The organism is Qipengyuania sp. JC766, from assembly GCF_040717445.1.
Classification (GTDB): Bacteria; Pseudomonadota; Alphaproteobacteria; order Sphingomonadales; family Sphingomonadaceae; genus JC766.
On sequence record NZ_JBFEFL010000001.1, the window covers coordinates 221,192 to 237,875 of the forward strand.

Consider the following 16,684-nt stretch of genomic DNA (forward strand, 5'->3'; position numbering starts at 1 on the left):
GGGAATAACAAGGCAAGGAGACGGCAATGTCCGGAATTGATCAGATGCGCCCCCACGGGCGGAGGGCGTTCCTGGTGGGCGCGTCGGCCACGGGCCTGGTGTTTCTCGGCGGTTGCCAAGGGATGGGCGGTTACAGCCTGACCGACGCCGTGCGCCGCCTCCTGTTCCTGTCGAGCGAGCGGGCCTTCGCCCGTCTGACCGCGCCCGACGGGTTCTGGGACCGGCAGGTCGCGCAGGTCGGGCTCGGCAATATCCTCGGCACGCGGGGCGACATCCTTGCCGGCGTGCTGACGAGCACCGTGTTCAAGCGCCAGCTTGAGGATGCGTTCGCGGATGTCGCGATCAGGGGCGCCGAACGGGCCGCGCCGCTGGTGGCGGATGCGGTGCGTCTCGTGGGCTTCGACGCGGCAGAGGCGCTGATTCGCGGCGGGCCTACTGCGGCAACCGGCTTCCTGCGCGGGGAACTGGGTGACACTCTGGTCCAGGCGATGGTCCCGGAGCTCGGCGATGCCATGCGCATCGCGAACAATCCGGCGATCGGCCAGGTTATCTCCGGCCTGACGGGCGTGGACGTCGCCGGTATCGCCAATCGGTTCGGCAGCACGATCAACGATGCCATCTGGCAGGAAATGGGGACCGAGGAAGCCGCCATCCGGCGCGATCCGCGCAGCACCAACGATCCTGTCCTGATCGGCGTCCTGGGCGTCGGTTCGCGGCTCTAGCGTCGGTTCGGCCCGGGCCGGATTTGAACTTTCCGGCCGATTTGCTAGCCTCTCCCCGGAAAAACACCCGGGGGGGAACCATGAAATCGCTCGTTTTCGCGCTTGCCATCGCCACGACCGCGCTAGGCGGCATCGGCCTGTCGTCAACGGCGGACGCGCGTGACTGGGACACCATCATGGATCCCTACACCGCCAAGTACGGCGACTGGAAGAAAATCCGCAAGGCGCTGCGCAAACGGCAGAAGGCCGGCGAGACTTTCAACGGGGACGACTGGTTCGTGCTGGCCGCGATGTGTGCGATCGAGCCGCCCGAGGGTCCTTCGCGCATCCTTAATTTCACGCAGCGATCCCCGTGCAAGAAGGATGTGCCGGACTATTTCGCCCGGGCCGGAATGAACGGCACGCCGCTGGGCTTCTACTGGGCGGCGTACTACACCCGGAAATATGGCGGTTCGGACGCCGATGCGTGGCGTTATGCCGAGCTGGGCAGTCGCTTCGCCGACGGCGACATGGGCCTGACGGACCGGATGTTCGAAATGCTGGGGTCGATCCGGATCGGACAGGCCGACATGCAACAGCAACAAGGGCAGGTCGATACGCTGGCGAGGCGGCTGGTGGCCGACGGGATCTACCCGGCGAGTTCGACTGCGGGGCAGGCCACGCTGGCAAACGCCGATCTGCCTTCGTTCGGCTGGCTAGATTTCAAGAACCCGCGGCGGTGCCAGTTCAGCGATGGCTGGCAACGCTTCATGGAAGGCTCGTATTCGTTCGACCCCAAATCCTATCTGACCGTTCCCGCCACCACGACGGTTCCCGGGACCCAAACCCGTACGACCGGACGCATCGTCCGGCCGGAAAAGGAATGGGAAAGCGTCGTCAGGGTGGAGGCCGACGCGAGGGGCCGCTGGAACGGCCTGACGGTGCTGGGCGCTTTCACCACCTTCGTCGAGGAATCCCACGGCGTGTGGGGAGACGGAATTCGCTTCGCGGAACCGGTGGACGTTGTGGCCCGCCGGCTTACAGCATTGGGGTTCGTGGTGAACCCGGACGGTAGCGAACGCCGCCAGGTCGATAAGGTCGAGAAGATCCCTTACATGGAGGGCGGAGTTCGCAAGGTTGCGGAGAACATCGACGGCGTGATCACGCGTATCGAACGCCACGATGGCGCTACCTACTTCTTCTGCGACGAGATTTTCGAAGCAAGTTACGGCGCGTAGCGTCGCTCAGAACCTGTAGGTCAGTGCCAGTTGGGGCACATGGGTGCGGCGCGTGTTGCCGTCGTCGCGCGGGCGGATCTGGTAGAGATAGCCGGCGGTCACGTTCATTTCGGGCAAGACGCTGTATTGCAGCCCCGCATTGAGGCGCCACTGGTCGATCCGCTGCGGGCCGCCATCGGTCCGGTCGCGCAGCTGGTACAGGAGTTCGACCGATCCACTGGCGCTGAGCCTTGGTGCGATTTCATCGCTCAGTTGCACGCGCTGGCGCAGGCGCAGGGCCATCTGGTCTGCCCCGTCGTAAAACCGTTCCTCGATCCGGCTGCGCAGTTCGAGCGGCCCGGCGGAGTAGGTCAGCTGCTGATAGGGGCGGATTTCCGTCAGGCCGGCGATATCGTGGATTTCCATGCCGCCGCCGATCTCGAAACCGTTTCCGACACTAACATCGGCCACGGCCCCCACGATATACTCGTCGGGACCGGTGCGTCGGCGCTGTTCCACCTCGAACTTCGCGGAGACGCCGTCCGCCACTTCACCCGATGCGCCCAGTTCCAGCCAGAATTCGCTTTCATCGGCATGGGCCACGGCCGGTTGCAAAAGCAGGGCCAAGGCTGCAAGTGTCAGGCTGCGCATGGGGAACAGGATCCTTTGTGCCGGTCCGGTCGATCGTCCGGTTTCGGCGCCCGTGTGACAGTTTGATTACAGCTATGTTACAAGGTTGACATATTCCATGCAATTCTTCGCCGATACCGCCGAAATCGACGACATCAAGGAACTGGCCTCCACCGGCCTGCTCGATGGCGTCACCACCAATCCGAGCCTCATTCACAAGTCCGGTCGCGACTTCATGGAAGTGACGCGGGAAATCTGCGAACTGACCGATGGCCCCGTCAGCGCCGAAGTCGTGGCGCTCGACCATGAAGGCATGATGCGCGAGGCCGAAGTGCTGCGTAAGATCGCGGACAACGTCTGCATCAAGGTCCCCCTGACCATGGATGGCCTGAAGACCTGCAACGCGCTGACCCGCGACGGCACGATGGTGAACGTCACGCTGTGTTTTTCGGCCAACCAGGCATTGCTGGCCGCCAAGGCCGGCGCGACTTTCATCAGCCCGTTCGTTGGCCGGCACGACGATAACGGGTTCGACGGGATGGACCTGATCCGCGACATTCGCCAGATCTACGACAATTACGATTTCGACACAGAGATACTCGTCGCCAGCATCCGTCATCCCGGACATGTGCTGGAAAGCGCGCTGATCGGCGCCGACGTGGCGACCATGCCGCCCAAGGTAATCAGGCAGCTCGCCAACCACATCCTGACGGACAAGGGCATCGAAGGTTTCCTCGCCGACTGGGAAAAGACCGGACAGAAGATCGCCTGACAACTTGGCCGACGAAACCGACCTGGACCGTTTCAAGCGTGCGCTGACCGGCACGGCGCGCGCGCTTGCGCGCGAACCGGAAGTGGAAGTCGCCTGGAGCGCGGATGCGCCGAGCGCGTCCGGCCGCAACTTCCGGGTGCCCTTGCCGGGCCGCACCCTGCCGGCCGGACAGGCGGGCGAGGCCCGCGGCTTTGCCGACAGCTTCGCACTGAAGCTGCGCCATCACGACGCCGCACTGCACGAGGCGGAAGCGCCGCCCGAGCCGGTCGCACGCGCATGCTACGACGCTGTCGAGCAGGTGCGGTACGAGGCACTGGGTGCCAATGCCTTCGGCGGGATCCGCGACAATCTCGATGCCGCGGTCGAACTGCGGACGGCATCCGATCCCATTGCCCGGGCGCAGAGCGCGAACGACGTACCGTTGCAGACGGCGCTGGGGTTGCTGCTGCGCGAAAAACTGACCGGCGCGGACATTCCGGTCCGGGCGCAGGCGGGCGTCGACATGGTCCGCACCTTCATCGAGGAAAAGACGGGCGGCGATTTCGAGGCGCTGGCGCTTTCGCTGGACGACCAGCGCGCGTTCCAGAGCCTGACGCTCGACCTGCTGCGCCAGCTGGAACTCACCCGCCCGTCGGACGAAACGCCCGACGCGGATGACGGCGGCGACGAAGAGGACGGCCCGGAAGAACAGGACGACGAAGGCGACGAGGAAGAGTCCGGATCCGAGGAACCGCAGGCCACCGAAATGGCCGGCGAGATGGCCGAGGGCGAAGGCGACGGCGACGCCGACGGCGAATCTGAAATCTCGCAGGACGACGCCGATGGGGAGCCGGGTGAAGATGGCGAGGGCAGCATGCAGCCTGTCCGCCCGAACCGGCCGTGGACAGATATTCCCGGCGATTTCGAATACAGCTTCTTCACCGACCGGTTCGACGAGGTCATCGAGGCGCCGGAACTGTGCGACAGCGAGGAACTCGACCGCCTGCGCCAGTATCTCGACAGCCAGCTGACCGGGCTGCAATCGGTCGTCACGAAGCTCGCCAACCGGCTCCAGCGCCGCCTGATGGCCCAGCAGAACCGCAGCTGGGACTTCGACCAGGAAGAGGGCATGCTGGATGCGGCGCGGCTGGCGCGCGTGGTCATCAGCCCCGGCCATTCGCTGAGCTACAAGGTCGAGCGGGATACCGAGTTCAAGGACACGATCGTCACCCTGCTGATCGACAATTCGGGATCGATGCGCGGCCGTCCGATCAGCATTGCCGCGATCAGTGCGGACATCCTTGCGCGCACGCTGGAGCGCTGCGGTGTGAAGACCGAGATCCTTGGCTTCACCACGCGCGCCTGGAAGGGCGGGCAGGCGCGCGAAAGCTGGCTCGCGGACGGCAAGCCGCCCAACCCCGGACGGCTCAACGATTTGCGGCACATCGTCTACAAGAAGGCGGACGAACCGTGGCGCCGCGCGCGTCGCAACCTCGGCCTGATGATGCGCGAAGGGCTGCTCAAGGAGAATATCGATGGCGAGGCGCTGCTATGGGCGCACCAGCGCCTGCTGGCCCGGCCGGAAGACCGCCGCATCCTGATGGTGATCAGCGACGGCGCCCCGGTCGATGACAGCACGCTCAGCGTGAATTCCGCCGGCTATCTCGAACAGCACCTGCGCCGCGTCATCGAATGGATCGAGAAGCAGTCGCCGGTCCAGCTCGCCGCGATCGGCATCGGTCACGATGTGACGCGGTATTACCGTCGGTCCGTCACGATCATGGATGTCGAGCAGCTGGGCGGCACCATCATCGAACAGCTTGCCGGCCTGTTCGAGGTGGAGACATGAACGTCTCGGACGCCGTCGTGACCCGCCGTTCGGTCCGCGCATTTCTCGATACGCCTGTCGATCGGGATGTCCTCACCCGCATCCTCGAAAAGGCGCGACGTGCTCCCTCGGGCGGCAATACGCAGCCCTGGCACGGGATCGTCCTCACCGGCGATCCGATGCAGCGCCTGTTCTCCCGGATCGCCGAGGAGTTTCCCAAGGGGCGCGGTGCGCACCAGCCGGAGTACCATATCTATCCGCCCGAACTCGATGGCGCCTACGAGGAACGCCGGTTCGGCGTGGGAGAGGACCTGTACGGCGCGCTGGAGATTGCCCGGGAAGAGAAGGGCAAGCGCCTGATGTGGTTCGCGCGCAATTTCCAGGCCTTCGGGGCACCGGTCCTGATGCTGGTCCATACGCCCAAATATATGGGGCCGCCGCAATGGTCGGACATCGGCATGTGGCTGCAGACGATCGCCCTGCTGCTGCGCGAGGAAGGGCTGGACTGCTGCTTCCAGGAAGCATGGGCGGTCTATTCGCCGCAGATCCGCGAGGTCGTCGACATTCCGGACGATCACATCTTCTTCTGCGGCGTCGCGATCGGCTACCGGGACCCGGACGATCCGGTGAACAGGTTCGACGTCAGGCGCGCTTCGCTGGACGAGGCGATCCGCTGGGAGGGTTGGGACTGAAGTTCCCCATTCCGGCGCTTGCGCTGGAATGATGCCGGTGCGATTGCGCCGCGCATGACACAGCGCACTCTCTCGCTCTTCAACTCGCTCACGCGCAGTTTGGAAACCTTCGAACCGATCCACCCGGGCGAAGCGCGCGTCTATACCTGCGGTCCGACGGTCTACAACTACCAGCATGTCGGCAACATGCGCGCCTACATCTTTGCGGACACGCTGGGCCGCGCCCTGCGCTGGGCCGGGTACGACCTTACCCACGTGGTCAACATCACTGATGTCGGCCACCTGACGAGCGACGCCGATGCGGGCGACGACAAGATGGAGAAGGCCGCGGCAAAAGCCGGCAAGAGCGCGTGGGATATCGCGGCCCATTACCAGCAGGTATTCGAGGACGATCTCGCCCGGCTGAACGTCCGCAAGCCGCAACATCCCAAGGCGACCGACTATGTCGAGGCGATGATCGAATGGGGCAAGTCGATCGAGGAAAAGCACTGCTATCGCCTCGAAAGCGGGCTATATTTCGATGTCTCGACCGTGCCCGATTACGGCCGGCTGGCCCGTGCCGTTACCGACGAGGGCGAGGGCCGGATCGAGACGGTCGAGGGCAAGCGCAACGCGGCCGACTTCGCGATCTGGCGCACGACTCCCTCCGGGGAAACCCGCCAGATGGAATGGGACAGCCCGTGGGGCCGCGGGGCGCCGGGCTGGCATATCGAATGCAGCGTGATGAGCGCCGAGCTGCTCGGCCATCCGTTCGATATCCACACCGGCGGGATCGATCACAGGGAGATCCACCACCCGAACGAGATCGCGCAGAACCAGGCCCACAACTGCTCCGAGAAATCGGGCGCGAACATCTGGATGCACAACAACTTCCTGGTCGACCGGCGCAGCGGCGAACTGGGCAAGATGAGCAAGTCGAGCGGCGAGTTCCTGACGCTCCAGGCACTGGTCGACCGGGGTTTCCATCCGCTCGCATATCGCCTCCTCTGCCTGCAGGCCCACTACCGCAGCGAACTCGAATTCACGTGGGATGGGCTCGGTGCGGCGCTGACCCGGCTCAAGCGCATGGTGATGGCGGCGGAGCGGCTGAAGGAGGACGGGGCGGGAAGTCCGGAGCATCCGAAGTTCGCACCTCTCCGCGAAAAGTTCGCCGTAGCCGTATCCGACGATCTCAACACGCCCATCGCGCTCGTGGCGCTGGAAGAGGCACTCGCGGTCAAGAAGGTCGACGGATCGGTCAAACGCGCCGTCGTCGAGGAAATGGATGCGGTGCTCGGGCTGGAGCTGTTCGCCCTGTCACGTACCGATTTGCGCCTGCGGCCTGCCAGTGCCGAACTGCGCGAGGAGGAGATAGAGGCGCAGCTCGTCCGCCGCCGGGAAGCCCGCGCCGCGAAGGATTTCGCGACATCCGATGCGATCCGTGCCGAGCTTGCCGGCAAGGGTGTCGAGGTCATGGACGGCGACCCGCTGGGCTGGGAGTGGGCGCTGTGACCGTTGCCGTCCTCTCTTCGCTGATCCGGCCGCTGGTCGAGCCGCGCCTGCCCGACGGGATCGAGGCACGCTGGTTCATGTCGAAGGAGGAGGCGCTGGAACTGGCGCCAGAGGCCGAGATCGGCTGGTTCGATTTCCAGCAGCCAGAACCGATGGTGGAAGTCGCGCGCGCGGCGACGCGGCTTCGCTGGTTGAACTCGATTTATGCCGGGCTCGATTTCCTGCCGCTGGATATCCTCGCCGAGCGCGGCGTGGTGGTGACCAACGGTGCGGGCATCAATGCGATCACCATCGCCGAATACACGGTCATGCTGATGCTGGCCCATGCCAAGGGCTACCGCGACGTCGTGCGCGCGCAGGACCGGCACGAGTGGCTGCAGGACAGCCCGGGCAAGCGGGAGCTCGCCGGATCGAAGGCGCTGCTCCTCGGCTATGGCGCGATCGGCAAGCTAGTCGAACGCCGCCTTTCCGCGTTCGACGCGGAGGTTACCGTGGTGCGCCGTTCCCCGGGGCCGGGCACGCTCGGCCCGGACGAGTGGCGCGATCGGCTGGGCGAGTTCGACTGGATCATCCTGGCGGTCCCGGCGACGCCGGAAACCGAGGGCATGATCGGCGCTGAGGAACTCGCAGCGATGAAGCGCGAGGCCGTGCTGGTGAACATCGCGCGCGGCACGGTGGTGGACCAGGACGCGCTGGTCGAGGCGCTTCGCACGAAGCGGATCGAGGCGGCGCTGCTGGACGTGACGGACCCCGAGCCGCTGCCGCAGGACCACCCGCTCTGGTCGCTTGAGAACGCGCAGGTCACCATGCATCTTTCGGGCCGGGCACAGACGCTCATGTTCAAGCGCAGCGCGGACCGGTTTATCGAGAACCTCGCGCGGTGGCAGGCGGGCGAGCCGGTGAGCCCGCAGATGGACTTGCGGCTGGGATATTGAAGGAACGGCAGGGGCGGGGCCGCCGTTGGTGTCTCGAACGAAGGAGACTCCCATGGCGCAGCTCGCCGACACCTATCCCCTCTACCTGTGCAACAAGGCGGAGCAGCCCAACACCGACCTTTCGGTGACGGACAAGTTTACCGGCGAAGTCGCCTTCCGCACCGCGCTCGCCACGCCGGAGATCATCGACCGGGGCATCGTCGGCACGGTCGAGGCGACCGAACCGATGGCGCGCATGGCCAGCTACGAACGCAAGGCCGTGCTCGATCATTGCGTCGACCGGTTCAAGGAACGCTTCGACGAGCTGGCCTACGCCCTGTGCGTCGAGGCCGGGAAGCCGATCGGCGACAGCGAGGGCGAGGTCACCCGCCTGATCGACACCTTCCGGATCGCGGCGGAGGAGTCCGTCAGGCTGGGCGGCGAGGTCATGCCGCTCGACATTTCCGAGCGCGCCCGCGGATACCAGAGCATCTGGAAGCGCGTGCCGCTCGGCCCGTGCAGCTTCATCAGCCCGTTCAACTTCCCCCTGAACCTTGCCGCGCACAAGATCGCGCCGGCGATCGCGGTCGGCTGCCCCTTCATTCTCAAGCCTGCCAGCAAGACGCCGCTGGGCGCGCTCATCATCGGGGAGGTGCTGGCCGAAACCGACCTGCCCGAAGGCGCGTTCTCCATCCTGCCCTGCTCGCGCGACGGGGCGGAGTTGTTCACGGTGGACGAACGCCTCAAACTGCTGAGCTTCACCGGGTCGGATGCGGTCGGCTGGGCACTCAAGGCGAAGGCGGGCAAGAAGAAGGTCGTGATGGAACTGGGCGGCAATGCCGCGGTTGTGATCGACCACGACGCCGACCTGGAGGATGCGCTGCAGCGGGTCATCAAGGGCACCTACTACCAGTCGGGCCAGAGCTGCATTTCGGTCCAGCGCATCCTGATCCACGAGGACGTGTACGACCGTTTCCGCGACATGCTGGTGGAGGAAGCGAAGAGCCTGAAGGCAGGCGACCCCAAGGACCGCGACACCTTCATCGGCCCGATGATCGACGAGGACGATGCGAAGCGCCTGAAGGGCTGGATCGACGAGGCGGTCGCGAACGGTGCAACGCTCCTGTGCGGCGGCGGGCGCGACGGGCTGATGCTGGAAGCGACCCTGCTGGAGGATGTCGACCGGGACGCGAAGATCGTCAACGAGGAGGCCTTCGGTCCGGCGGCGGTGCTGATGAAGTTCTCCGATTTCGACGAGGCGCTGGCGGAAGTGAACCGCAGCGAGTTCGGCCTGCAGGCAGGCATCTTCACGCGCGACCTGTTCAAGGTGCTGGACGCGTGGGACCGGCTGGAAGTCGGCGGCATCTGCGTGAACGAGATCCCCAGCTACCGCGTGGACAACATGCCCTATGGCGGGGTGAAGAACTCGGGGCTGGGGCGCGAAGGCGTGCGCTTCGCGATGGAAGACATGACGGAGATCCGCAACCTCGTCATCCGGCGCGGGTGACGGGGCGTATTGTCGGACGGACTGGCCGGGCGGCGCGCGGTCAGAAGACCTGCGCCGTCGCCCCCGTTGCCCACAGCAGGAACCCGAACAGTCCGACGATCGCGAGTTTCATGATGGTTGCCTCTCTCTTCCCCGATTGCAGGTAGGCCCGTCATCGGCCCCGCTGTCAACCGGACATGGACCGCTGTATGCCTTTGAAACGAAAGGGGGAACGGACGGTTTGTGAGCATCTGCTACATGCGCCGAAATCCGGATAATTCCGTAATAGCAAGGGGTTGCATTCGCAGGTGCCCCGGCAGGCCAAGCGCGACGACACACCCTGTCGGCCCGCAGGTGTGACTTTCGCTCCGGGGATCAGTCACGCATCCTCCAGCAGCAGGATTTCGCACGTGACGGTCATTCGCGGGGCGGGCAGCAGGACGTGGTCCACCGCGACCACGTCCGCCGAAGCGACCAGCCGGCCGGCAATCGCGAATTCGTGGTCGGGGAGCAGCGCCACGAACCGTTCGCCGGCTTCGACCGCCGGCGCGCCGGTAAAGACCAGCTCGAGCGTATGGCGCGATCCGGCAAAGGTGATGCTGGCCCACGCGCGTTCGGCGTGGGCGATCAGTTCGGCCTGATCGCCCGCCAGTGCCATGACGGCACGGCGCAGTTTCTCGCCGGCGGAGCGGGGGACGAACCTACCGTGCATCGGCCATCTCCTGGTAGGCGCGCATGAAGGTTTCGACCCGCCGCTCCATCGGCGTGCCGGGCGTGCGGCCACGCCTGAGGTCGTGGACGAAACGCGGGTCGCGTGTGGCGAGCCGCCCGAATTTGGTGGGCGGCATGTCGTGCTTGCGCAGGAATTTCTCGATGGACCGGATGAGCATGGATGTTCCTTGTTTGGCTGACGAATCGAGGCTCGCGCTGCGAGGAACAAATATGGAACAAACCAAATCCTACTTGTCTAGGAAAATTCCTATCGCTATGGAAATTCGATGAGCGACATGACCCGTGACGAGATGATTGCCCGCGCGCGCCTGCACGATCTGGCGCAGGTGCGCGGCGTCAGCCTCAAGGGCCTGTCCGAAATGCTGGGAAAGAATAGCGCGTATCTTCAGCAGTTTATGACGCGCGGAACGCCGCGCCGCCTGCAGGAGGACGACCGGCGGACGCTGGCGGAATTCTTCGGCGTGGCGGAAACGGAGCTGGGCGGGCCGGAGGAAAAATCCTCACGCCGCGCGAGTCGCGGGGACTGGGTAGACGTGCCGCGCCTGCCGCTGGGCGCATCGGCCGGCCCGGGCGCGCTGGCGGCGGAGGAACAGGCGTTCGACGGCTTCCGCTTCTCCCGCCGCTGGCTGCGCGAGCAGGGGCTGGGCGATGCGCAGCTGTCCGCGATCACGGTGGAAGGGGATTCGATGGAGCCGGTGCTGCGCGACGGCGACGAAGTCCTCGTCGACCGCACCCCGCGCCCCTTCCAGGACGGTATTTACGTCCTGCGCCACGGAGAGGCCCTGCTGGTCAAGCGCGTCTCCAGCCGAGGCGCGGGCCGCTTCCTGCTGGTGAGCGCCAACAAAGCCTACCCGCCGATCGAGGTCTCCGCCGGAGAAATCGACATCATCGGCCGCGTGGTCTGGAAGGGCGGGCGAGTGTGAGGAGGCGATCCGAATGAAATGCCGGTTATGTCGATGGCTGTGCGACCGGTTCTGCCCGCCGAGCATGCGGCCCAAGTCAATCTTGCTCCGGTCTTACGATTGGGAAAACGATAATTCGGGCGGCTGGGAGCCATGGGGGGACGAAGCGCTGCGCGCCCGCGAGGACACGGCGGCCGCACTCATCTCGTCCGATCCCGAGGCGGCGATGGCCGAACTTCATATTCTATCGGAAGAGGGGTCCATTTTCGCGGACCGCTGGCTGGGTTACTGTTATCAGGGGCTGACGACGAAGTACCACGACCTGGAGAGGGCGGAGCACCATTTGTACAAGGCCCAGATGGCCGGGTCCTGGCCTGCATCGGTCGAGCTTTCGAAGCTGCTTTTCGAAGAAAAGATCAACGATAAATGGGAAGCCATTCTGGAGGATGGCCATCAACAGGGCTTCATTCCGTCCACGTTCTGGCTCGCTCGTTTCCGCTACATGCAGAGCAAAACCCGCGCCACGGCGATGCAGGTCCGTCCGCTGCTCGAAAAAGCCGCAGATGCAGGCCACCCAGCCGCCCGCCTGATGCTGGCGCAGCTCAAGGGGCGTGGAATGTTCGGTATTCGCGCGATCCCGCAAGGCTTTCGGGAGGTGAACGCGCTCTACGATGAGTTCGGCGCGGAGCCGATATCCTAGCTCGAATAGCTTGGTCCGGGTCGCCCGATTGCCGGCGAAGTCCGCTAGCCGCTCATGCCCCTCCCGTTGCGCAGGGCCCGGGCCCAGTCGGGACGGTTTTGGGTTTCGGCGGCGCGGGCGGCCTCTTCCCAGTCGTAAGGCACCGCATGGAAACTCACGCTCCAACGCCCGCCGTCGTCGCAGACTGTGGCGTAGCGGGCATGGGGGGTGCCGGTCTCCATCGCGTGGGGGAAGGGGCGGGCGTCCTCGTACGCCGGCAGTCCCACGCTTCCGGGATTCACCACGAGCCGTCCGTCGGGCAATTGCACGGCCCGGGGTATGTGGGTGTGTCCGCACAGGATCAGGTCCGCGTCCGCCGGACCTGCCCGTGCCACGACCTCGTCCGTGGTCGCGGGGCGGGCGCCGTGCTCCGTCACCGTTTCCAGGAAATATTCCAGATCGCTGCCGGGCGTGCCGTGGACCATCAGCACCCGTTCCGAAAGCCGCAGGCTCTCGGGCAGGGCGGAAAGCCAGGCCAGCTGGTCTTCGCGCAGCGCCTGCTTCGCATATGCGTCCGATTGGCCCATCGTTGTGAGCGTGCCTTCCATCACCTGCCGTTCGTGATTGCCGCGAATGGTGGGCAAGGCGAGAGGCATGAGGCGATCGGCCGTTTCCGCGGGCCAGAGAGGTCCGGAACAGATATCGCCCAGGTTGACGGTCCGGTCTACCGCAAGCGCCCCCGAATGAGCGAGCACCGCTTCCAGCGCGGCGATGTTCCCGTGGATGTCGGACAGGACGGCGATCTTCATCGCCCGTTACTGCCAATGTCGCCCGCGGGCGACAAGCCTGCTGCACTTGCATCGCTGGCCGTGTCCCGCCACATCCGCTGCCATGACCGATACGCCAGCCGCCGCCTCCAAGCCTGCCCAGAAGCCCGCCATGAAAGCCGCGATCCTGCCGGTGACGCCGTTGCAGCAAAACTGCTCGCTGATCTGGTGCACGGCCACCAACAAGGCCGCGTTGATCGATCCGGGCGGGGACCTCGACAAGCTGAAGGCGGGTGTCGCCAAGGCGGGCGTTGAGCTCGAGAAAATCCTCATCACGCACGGGCACCTGGACCATTGCGGCCAGGCGGGCGTGCTGGCGAAGGAGTTGGGCCTCGAAATCGAGGGGCCGCACGAGGCGGACCGGTTCTGGATTTCGCGGCTGGAGGACGATGCCGGTCGCTTCGGCATGCCGGCGAGCGTGTTCGAGCCCGACCGCTGGCTGGAGGATGGCGACACGGTGACCGTGGGCGACCTGACGCTGGACGTGATCCATTGCCCCGGCCACACGCCCGGCCACGTGGTCTTCGTCCACCAGCCGAGCAGGTTCGCCATCGTGGGCGACGTATTGTTCCAGGGCAGCATCGGGCGGACCGATTTCCCGATGAGCGATCACCAGAGCCTGATCGATGCGATCACCAGGAAGCTCTGGCCGCTGGGCGACGACATCACCTTCATCCCCGGCCACGGCCCGGTCAGCACCTTCGGCAAGGAGCGGGCGAGCAACCCGTTTGTAGGCGACGCGGCGCTGGCGTAGTTTTCTCTCGCGGCCGGATGCGCTGGCGCGCATGGCCTCCGAGGGGCGGCGCAAGGGCGCCGGCGGCCGGTCGGCCTTGCGGTTTGCGGTGGCAAACCGGTCCTATTTCGCGAAGCCCACTGGCAAATCTTCGGCCTTTGGCCTGGCAAGGTACGGCCCGAAGGGCCGCAAGCGCGACCGCGCGCCCGCAGCGCCGTTAGGCGCGAGGATATCGCACGCCGGAGGGCGCGCGAAACCAACAAAAACTAAAACAATCCGATGCCCAGGCCCATCGCGTATCCGGCGAGGCCCAGCAGCGTCAGCATGGTGACCGCGGTGCCGACCGTGCGGCCCCACTGCATCTGCCCGTCCATGCCGACCGCGTGCAGCAGGCGACTGAGCAGATAGGCCATTGCCACCCAGGACAGCCAGGGGAAGCCATGGCCCGACAGTTCGATCGCGGCGACGAGGAACAGGACGAAGGCGGTGTTCTCGACATAGTTCAGCTGCGCGCGCATACGCCGGGCCAGCAGGTCGTTCCCGCCATCGCCCACGCTGATCTTTTCCGCCCGGCGGACCGCGCCGATGCGGATGGCGAGCCAGAGATTGATCAGCGCCGCGGCGGCGGCGGTGGTCAGCGTGACGGGGATGATCGCGGTCATGGGGCCTCCTCTTGATCGTCCCGCGACTAGGGCCCGCGGACTGCGCTTGCAATCCTGCAGATTTTCGTTATGTGCCACGCCTTCCCCGCCATGGCCGGGTCGTTTCTACCGCACACCCTTGTGCGCGGGCACGCACTCGCTTACGGCGGTTCACACGACGAACCCGAACGAATTCAAGGAACAGGTGCCGCCATGGCTGTCCCTAAGAGAAAAGTATCGCCCCACCGCCGTGGCAACCGGCGCTCGCACGATTCGATCAAGGCCGACGCCTTCCACGAATGCAGCAATTGCGGCGAGCTCAAGCGCCCGCACAACCTCTGCACCCATTGCGGCTATTACAACGGCCGCGAAGTGATCGCCGTCGGGCTTTAAACCCCTGCCGCGCAGGAGAATCGTATGACATTGCCGCGTATCGCCATCGACGCGATGGGCGGCGATGAAGGCGTGCGCGTCATGATCGAGGGTGCCGCCCTTGCGCGGCGCGACCACGACCGGTTCGAATTCCTGCTGGTGGGCGACGAGGTGCGCATCAAGCGCGCGCTCGAAAACCATCCCAACCTGCGCGCCGCGTCCGAGATCCTCCATTGCGAGGACGTGGTCGGCGGCGACGAGAAGCCGAGCCGCGCGCTGCGCCGGGCCAAGACCACCAGCATGGGCCTCGCTATCAACGCGGTGAAGGAAGGCCGTGCCGGCGCCGCGGTCAGCGGGGGCAACACCGGCGCGCTGATGGCGATGAGCAAGCTGGCGCTGCGCACCATGCCGGGCATCGACCGGCCCGCGCTGGCCGGCCTCATGCCCAGCCTCGAAGACCACGACGTGGTCATGCTGGACCTCGGCGCCAATACCGAAGCCGATGCGCGCAACCTGGTACAGTTCGCCGTCATGGGCGCCGCCTATTCGCGGATCGTCAACGGGTTCGAGAAGCCGCGCGTGCGCCTGCTCAACATCGGCACGGAAGAGACCAAGGGCACCGAGGACTTGCGCAATGCGGCCATGGCCCTGCAACAGGCGGGCAACCTGTCGCTGCAGTTCGACGGTTTCGTCGAAAGCGACAAGATCAATCGCGGCACGACCGACGTGGTGGTCACGGACGGCTTCTCCGGCAACATCGCCCTCAAGGCGATCGAGGGCGCGGCCCGCTTCGTGACCGACCTGCTGAAGACCGCCTTCACCAGTTCCTTCCGATCGAAGGTCGGTTTCCTCGTGTCGCGGCCCGCGACCGAGCTGCTGCGCCACCACCTCGATCCCAACAACCACAACGGCGCGGTCTTCCTCGGCCTCAACGGCATCATCGTGAAGAGCCACGGCAGCGCGAACGCGGTCGGCGTTTCCAACGCCGTCAAGGTGACTGCGCGCCTGCTGGAAGAAGACCTGACCAAGCGCATCGCCGCCGACCTGGGCGAGATCGAGGCCCAGCAACTGGGCCTGGGCGCCAAGTGATCCGCTCCGTCTTCCTCGGCAGCGGGTCGGCGCTGCCGAAGCGCGTCGTGCCCAATGCCGAACTGGCGGAAACCGTCGACACGACCGACGAGTGGATCGTCGAACGCACCGGCATCCGCCAGCGCCATATCGCGGGCGAGGGGGAGACGACCTCCACTCTCGCATCGGATGCCGCCCTAGCGGCGCTCGCCGATGCCGGGATCGACGGTGCCAGCATCGATCTCATCGTCCTTGCCACCGCCACGCCCGACCGGACCTTCCCGGCCAGCGCCGTACGGGTCCAGCGCGCGATCGGCGCAAAGGGCGGCATGGCATTCGACCTGCAGGCGGTCTGCTCCGGCTTCCTCTACGCGCTCGTCACGGCCGACTCGATGCTGCGCGCAGGCCAGGCGAAGCGGGCGCTGGTCATCGGCGCGGAAACCTTCAGCCGCATTCTCGACTGGGAAGACCGCGGCACTTGCGTCCTTTTCGGCGACGGGGCCGGCGCGATCGTCCTCGAAGCGCAGGACGTGGCCGAGGATGGCCCCGGCGTCCTAGCCAGCAGCCTGCATGCCGACGGATCGCAGGAAGACCTCCTCTACGTGGACGGCGGACCGTCGACCACGCAGACGGTCGGCCATCTGCGCATGAAGGGGCGCGAGGTGTTCCGCCATGCCGTCGTCAACCTGTCGGACGTGCTGGGCGAAGTGCTCGGCCTCGCCGATGTGGCGATCGACGACGTGGACTGGCTGGTTCCGCACCAGGCCAATGCCCGCATCCTCGACGCTACGGCGCGCAAGCTCGGCCTGCCGGCGGAGCGGGTCGTGGTGACCGTGGACCGGCATGCCAACACCTCTGCCGCGTCCGTCCCCCTGGCGTTCGACGTCGCGCGCAAGGACGGGCGGATCGGCGCGGGCGACCTCGTCATGTTCGAGGCGATGGGCGGCGGCTTCACGTGGGGAGCATCCCTGCTGCGCCTGTGATCGGTAACAAGTGTGTGAAAACGCGGCAGGATATTGC

General features: G+C 65.8%; 19 protein-coding genes. 14 read left to right on the forward strand and 5 right to left on the reverse strand.

Annotated features, from left to right (window positions below; genetic code table 11):
• The first annotated feature begins 26 nt into the window (after positions 1-26).
• Both AB1K63_RS01055 and AB1K63_RS01060 read left to right on the forward strand, forming a co-directional pair.
• Positions 27-722 carry a DUF4197 domain-containing protein gene (locus AB1K63_RS01055; protein ID WP_366958043.1) on the forward strand — a complete coding sequence of 232 codons (696 nt, stop codon included), beginning with the start codon at positions 27-29 and terminating at the stop codon, positions 720-722.
• An 80-nt stretch (positions 723-802) separates the two neighbouring features.
• On the forward strand, positions 803-1,939 hold the full coding sequence (locus AB1K63_RS01060) for a hypothetical protein (RefSeq protein WP_366958044.1): 1,137 nt from the start codon (positions 803-805) through the stop codon (positions 1,937-1,939).
• Between the two features lie 6 nt (positions 1,940-1,945).
• Here the strand turns inward: AB1K63_RS01060 and AB1K63_RS01065 are convergent, their stop codons facing one another.
• Positions 1,946-2,569, reverse strand: coding sequence for a DUF2490 domain-containing protein (locus AB1K63_RS01065; RefSeq protein ID WP_366958045.1), 624 nt, complete (start codon positions 2,567-2,569; stop codon positions 1,946-1,948).
• 97 nt (positions 2,570-2,666) lie between these two features.
• Here AB1K63_RS01065 and fsa point away from each other — a divergent pair, with 97 nt between their 5' ends.
• Genes fsa through AB1K63_RS01095 form a run of 6 tightly spaced genes read left to right on the forward strand, consistent with a single transcriptional unit; the run spans position 2,667 to position 9,731 of the window.
• Complete coding sequence (gene fsa, locus AB1K63_RS01070) at positions 2,667-3,320, forward strand: fructose-6-phosphate aldolase (RefSeq protein WP_366958047.1); 654 nt, start codon at positions 2,667-2,669, stop codon at positions 3,318-3,320.
• Between the two features lie 4 nt (positions 3,321-3,324).
• Positions 3,325-5,148 carry a cobaltochelatase subunit CobT gene (gene cobT, locus AB1K63_RS01075; RefSeq protein WP_366958049.1) on the forward strand — a complete coding sequence of 608 codons (1,824 nt, stop codon included), beginning with the start codon at positions 3,325-3,327 and terminating at the stop codon, positions 5,146-5,148.
• Complete coding sequence (locus AB1K63_RS01080; RefSeq protein WP_366958050.1) at positions 5,145-5,819, forward strand: nitroreductase; 675 nt, start codon at positions 5,145-5,147, stop codon at positions 5,817-5,819. Before cobT ends, AB1K63_RS01080 begins: the two co-directional genes overlap by 4 nt.
• Positions 5,820-5,873: 54 nt before the next feature.
• Complete coding sequence (cysS, locus tag AB1K63_RS01085; protein WP_366958051.1) at positions 5,874-7,310, forward strand: cysteine--tRNA ligase; 1,437 nt, start codon at positions 5,874-5,876, stop codon at positions 7,308-7,310.
• Entirely contained in the window at positions 7,307-8,245 is a 939-nt protein-coding gene (locus AB1K63_RS01090; protein ID WP_366958052.1) for a D-2-hydroxyacid dehydrogenase, read from the forward strand. The genes cysS and AB1K63_RS01090 overlap by 4 nt, the downstream gene beginning before the upstream one ends.
• Positions 8,246-8,297: 52 nt before the next feature.
• Positions 8,298-9,731: an aldehyde dehydrogenase family protein gene (locus AB1K63_RS01095; RefSeq protein ID WP_366958053.1), complete on the forward strand. Its 1,434-nt coding sequence runs from the start codon at positions 8,298-8,300 to the stop codon at positions 9,729-9,731.
• Between the two features lie 358 nt (positions 9,732-10,089).
• On the opposite strand, the gene AB1K63_RS01100 is transcribed toward AB1K63_RS01095, so the two are convergent.
• Positions 10,090-10,422 carry a hypothetical protein gene (locus AB1K63_RS01100; protein WP_366958054.1) on the reverse strand — a complete coding sequence of 111 codons (333 nt, stop codon included), beginning with the start codon at positions 10,420-10,422 and terminating at the stop codon, positions 10,090-10,092.
• Positions 10,412-10,600 carry a hypothetical protein gene (locus AB1K63_RS01105; protein WP_366958055.1) on the reverse strand — a complete coding sequence of 63 codons (189 nt, stop codon included), beginning with the start codon at positions 10,598-10,600 and terminating at the stop codon, positions 10,412-10,414. Before AB1K63_RS01105 ends, AB1K63_RS01100 begins: the two co-directional genes overlap by 11 nt.
• A gap of 108 nt (positions 10,601-10,708) precedes the next feature.
• Here AB1K63_RS01105 and AB1K63_RS01110 point away from each other — a divergent pair, with 108 nt between their 5' ends.
• Positions 10,709-11,365 carry a S24 family peptidase gene (locus tag AB1K63_RS01110; RefSeq protein ID WP_366958056.1) on the forward strand — a complete coding sequence of 219 codons (657 nt, stop codon included), beginning with the start codon at positions 10,709-10,711 and terminating at the stop codon, positions 11,363-11,365.
• Between the two features lie 64 nt (positions 11,366-11,429).
• The gene (locus tag AB1K63_RS01115; RefSeq protein WP_366958057.1) at positions 11,430-12,044 is read left to right on the forward strand and encodes a hypothetical protein; all 615 of its coding nucleotides are present in this window, start codon (positions 11,430-11,432) and stop codon (positions 12,042-12,044) included.
• 44 nt (positions 12,045-12,088) lie between these two features.
• Here the strand turns inward: AB1K63_RS01115 and AB1K63_RS01120 are convergent, their stop codons facing one another.
• Positions 12,089-12,832: a metallophosphoesterase family protein gene (locus tag AB1K63_RS01120; RefSeq protein ID WP_366958058.1), complete on the reverse strand. Its 744-nt coding sequence runs from the start codon at positions 12,830-12,832 to the stop codon at positions 12,089-12,091.
• Positions 12,833-12,962: 130 nt separating this feature from the next.
• Here AB1K63_RS01120 and AB1K63_RS01125 point away from each other — a divergent pair, with 130 nt between their 5' ends.
• Positions 12,963-13,604: an MBL fold metallo-hydrolase gene (locus tag AB1K63_RS01125; RefSeq protein ID WP_366960620.1), complete on the forward strand. Its 642-nt coding sequence runs from the start codon at positions 12,963-12,965 to the stop codon at positions 13,602-13,604.
• Positions 13,605-13,849: 245 nt separating this feature from the next.
• On the opposite strand, the gene AB1K63_RS01130 is transcribed toward AB1K63_RS01125, so the two are convergent.
• A complete protein-coding gene (locus AB1K63_RS01130; RefSeq protein WP_366958059.1) occupies positions 13,850-14,245 on the reverse strand; it encodes an MAPEG family protein in 396 nt (131 codons plus the stop codon).
• 192 nt (positions 14,246-14,437) lie between these two features.
• Here AB1K63_RS01130 and rpmF point away from each other — a divergent pair, with 192 nt between their 5' ends.
• From rpmF to AB1K63_RS01145, 3 genes are read left to right on the forward strand one after another with little or no spacing between them, the layout of a single operon-like run.
• A complete protein-coding gene (rpmF, locus tag AB1K63_RS01135; protein ID WP_366960621.1) occupies positions 14,438-14,617 on the forward strand; it encodes a 50S ribosomal protein L32 in 180 nt (59 codons plus the stop codon).
• Positions 14,618-14,641: 24 nt separating this feature from the next.
• Positions 14,642-15,685, forward strand: a complete 1,044-nt coding sequence (gene plsX / locus AB1K63_RS01140) for a phosphate acyltransferase PlsX (RefSeq protein ID WP_366958060.1) — start codon at positions 14,642-14,644, stop codon at positions 15,683-15,685.
• The gene (locus tag AB1K63_RS01145; protein ID WP_366958061.1) at positions 15,682-16,647 is read left to right on the forward strand and encodes a beta-ketoacyl-ACP synthase III; all 966 of its coding nucleotides are present in this window, start codon (positions 15,682-15,684) and stop codon (positions 16,645-16,647) included. Before plsX ends, AB1K63_RS01145 begins: the two co-directional genes overlap by 4 nt.
• Positions 16,648-16,684 lie beyond the last annotated feature (37 nt).